The following is a 3,343-nucleotide window of genomic DNA, read 5'->3' as shown; positions in this document are numbered from 1 at the left end:
ATCCGGGGCACCGTCCTGGTCGTGCTCGCTGCCGCGTCGGGCCATGCCCGATCGGAGTCGATCCAGCAGTCCGTACAGCGTGGCTCGGTCGTCGTCGCTGATGTGTCCAGGGGTGCTTTGACCGGGATGCTTTGCCGGGTTGGGCCGCGCTGCTGGCTCCCGTTACGGTTGGATGCAGGGACACTTGGTGTCGCCGCTGTGTCCGCTGGGAGGCCAGAACGGCAGCCCAGCGAAGAGGCGTAGGGGCGGATGTCTAGAAGTGAGAACAACGAGGGACGCCGTGTTCGGCGAGCCGGAGTCATCCGACGCGTCCAGGTCGCCCTGTTCGGTCTCGCTGTCCTGCTGGTCGGAGTCCGTGTCTGGGAACGGGAGCACAGGGGTGCTTCGAACTCGATCGTGTTCGGTCTGATGGCCGCATCAGCACTTTCCATCGGAGTTCTGGAGCGCTATCGGGCGAGCATGACCAAAAGATCCTGATGACCAGTGCTGTGATCGCACAGGCTCGCCAGGCTGCGGGTGCGAGGGGGCGTCCGCCCCAGCGGATGCCCTTCTCGCTGCGGCGGCGGGCGCGTTCCTTGCGCTGGGCGGCGAGCACGTCCGGGTGGCGCGCGTTGTCGTTGAGCCAGCGCAGGTAGGGTGCAGGGCCCACGTCTGCGCGGGGTGGCTGCGATGGTTTGAGTTCGCAAGGGTGAACTGCCGCAGTGGGCCGAAGTGGGCCTCGATCGGGTTGGCCCAGGAGGCGGAGGTCGGGGTGAAGCACAGATCGGCCTTGTTCTTCTTCGCCCAGCGGCGGATGTCCGCGCCGGTGTGGGCGGAGAGGTCGTCCAGGATGATGTAGATCGGGGCGCCGTGGGGTCGGGCGGCGCGGATCGACTTCAGCGCGGCCAGGCTGTTGGCAGTGCTCTTACGACGGCGGTTGACGCCCCACAGGTTGTCGTCGCCGACGGACTAGCAGCCGTGAATGTAGGTCACGTCATGGGTGCGGCGGTATCGCGACTCCGGAGATCCCAGCCGAGGTGGTCGGGATCCTCGGGCTCCCGAGCCTGGGCACGGTGGCGAACGCCTGGCAGCGCGGTGCCGAGTGCATATGGGGCGGCGAGCGCCTGGCCGCCGAGACCTCCGTAGACCTCGGCGAGCACCCGCTCCCGCACGGTACGACGGCCTACCCGCGAGCCTGCCGACGGTGCGCGCCCGACTAGGGTCATCGCGCGCTGTTCGGTCACGGCTCGCACTGCCAGCTGTGCGCGGGCAAGGAGACGGCCGTCGACTGCATCGTTGGGAGAGTCTCGTACCGGATCACCACGGAGGCCGGCGATGACACCGGCCTCCGTCGAAGCCGCTGCCGCGACTGCTGCCGAACGACGTCAGCGGGCGAGTGCATCCGTTGGCCGGGCGGCTGCTACTGCTGGCTGGAGCATCCCAACGGTGGCGCGCATTGCACCGGGCCGCTCCACCCCGATCGGCGGCGGCACCTCGACCACTACAACAGGAAGACGTCACCACTGGAGGCGAACGGTGCCGATCGGGCCGCCCGCGAACGGTCCCGAGACGGTCCGGTCGGGGGTGTCGCAGTGTGCTCCTCGATGCGAACTCATGGTAGGACGGTCGCCGAGGTCTCTCGACCTGGTCACGGGGGCGGCAGCGGCCTTGGCATGTCGCCTGCGGTCGTCGCGGTGCTGTACTTCGGTGTTGTATCGCACGGCCCCTTGACCACCGCCTCAAGCGTTCACGCCGAGCGTGGCCTGATTGTCTGTCACATCAGGTGGCGAAACCGTTCGAGTTCTGGAGTACTGCAACACCATGAGTGCCCGGTACTCTGTCGGCGTCCGGGCGGACTCCGGCCCCCGAGGAAAGGGCCTCTGCCGCCATGGACTTGACTGCCACCTTCCAGCTGACCGACCGGGAGTACCGCGGTCTGATGCGCCACTCCCCGCTCACCCGTCTTTTCACCGCCGTCAGCCTGTTCCCGGTCCTGACCGGCACCCTCCCCCTCCTTTTCGGCGACTCGAATGCGTGGTGGCTGGCCGTCTTCGGGCTCGGCATGCTGATCTACGTCGAAACCCTCGCCGTACACATCTCAGCGCGTAAAGTCACGGCCCAGCTGCCCGGGCCGTGGACGCTGCATCTGACCGAGGAAACGTACACACTGCGCACAGCTTCCTCCGGAGGTGTGGTGGCCTGGAGCGCCTGTCATTCTGTCAGGGAACGCGGTGGCTTCTGGTTCCTGGGGACGAGCAGGCTAACGGCCGAGGTCATCCCGAAGCGGGCTTTCGACGAGCACCAGCAGGCCGACCTCGCCGCATTCTTGGCCCGGCGACTTCCTCCGGCGAGAGAGCCCTGGTGCCGGATGTTCGCCTGATGCCGCAGCCGCACGCGCGGCGGGCTGTGACCGGTCCGGCCGGCCTGGACGGCTCGCCTATGAAGTGGGGCGTCCAGCGCCGTCTCCGTCTTGTTCATGCCCATACGTGAGTGTGCGGACGCACCTTCCGGCGGCCGGTTGGCCGTGTCTGGGCTTGTGGGGGTGATGGCGGGGCATACGGAGTTTCACCTCACCCGCTTGGAAGGAGCGCGTTCATGCTTGGGATTGTGGCGGCGGTGTTGTTCTTCTTCGCGTTTTTGATCAATGCGGCGGATATCAGTACCAGCGATGCGTTCTCTTCGACGAACGTGATGTTGCTGGGGCTGACGGCTTTGGCTCTGCACGTGGCAGGGTTCGGCACCGGCTGGATGTCCAGGCGGCGGCGCTGACCCTGCACTGATGCGCCGGTGACCCGGCCGGGCGCCCGGGTGTATCGAGTGACCTGATCTCTCCGGGCGCGATGCAGGCGTCTTCCCCCCGGTCGACTCGACAGATGCGGTCGGCTCGGGCTGGAGGGTGCGGGATGAGGCGGACCAGTTGAAGGCCTGCTGCGACCGCTCTGGTCACGGCGTTCAGACTCCACACCGCCCCGTGCAGGCCGCCCGATGTCCGGAAAACCGGAGAGCTATGATCGCCCCTCCTGCGTGAAGGGGTAGTGGAGTGAACAACCGGGCAACGAAGTGGGCGATGGCCGCGACCCTGGTCGCAGTGTCCGTCTCCGGATGTGCGTGGGAAGACTACCCGCAGGCCAAGAATGTGCGGAACGCCCAGCTCGTGGGCACCTGGCGCTCCCCGGACTGCAACGCAAGCCTGACCTTGAATCCGGATAAGTCTGCGTCGGTCTCTGGCGTGCCGACCGATATGCCGCCTGCCGGACTTTCAGGACAGACTAAGGGCTGTCCCGTAACCCCTGGTCAGGGGTGAGATGATCTTGGTGTGGCTGGTGTGATCACGGCGTCGGAGCCGTCTTGGATAGCCCCGTTC

Annotated in this window: 3 protein-coding genes and 1 pseudogene; 3 read left to right on the top strand and 1 reads right to left on the bottom strand. The window is 66.9% G+C overall.

Annotated features, from left to right (window positions below; translation table 11 throughout):
* Positions 1–508: 508 nt before the first annotated feature.
* A pseudogene (locus tag ACFW2E_RS43965) lies at positions 509–1,053 on the bottom strand (transposase); the annotation flags it as partial.
* Here ACFW2E_RS43965 and ACFW2E_RS43960 point away from each other — a divergent pair.
* The 3 genes from ACFW2E_RS43960 (at position 1,017) to ACFW2E_RS43950 (ending at position 2,748) form a co-directional block, all read left to right on the top strand.
* Complete coding sequence (locus ACFW2E_RS43960; protein ID WP_384476922.1) at positions 1,017–1,199, top strand: hypothetical protein; 183 nt, start codon at positions 1,017–1,019, stop codon at positions 1,197–1,199. The pseudogene ACFW2E_RS43965 and the gene ACFW2E_RS43960 overlap by 37 nt on opposite strands.
* A 668-nt stretch (positions 1,200–1,867) precedes the next feature.
* Positions 1,868–2,359, top strand: a complete 492-nt coding sequence (locus ACFW2E_RS43955; RefSeq protein WP_384476919.1) for a YcxB family protein — start codon at positions 1,868–1,870, stop codon at positions 2,357–2,359.
* A gap of 215 nt (positions 2,360–2,574) precedes the next feature.
* Positions 2,575–2,748, top strand: coding sequence for a hypothetical protein (locus tag ACFW2E_RS43950; RefSeq protein ID WP_384476916.1), 174 nt, complete (start codon positions 2,575–2,577; stop codon positions 2,746–2,748).
* Positions 2,749–3,343: the final 595 nt, after the last annotated feature.

It is taken from the genome of Streptomyces sp. NPDC058964, assembly GCF_042741275.1.
Taxonomy (GTDB): domain Bacteria; phylum Actinomycetota; class Actinomycetes; order Streptomycetales; family Streptomycetaceae; genus Streptomyces.
The sequence above is the reverse complement of the archived record's forward strand: the minus strand, read 5'-3'. Positions and strand labels throughout refer to the sequence as shown.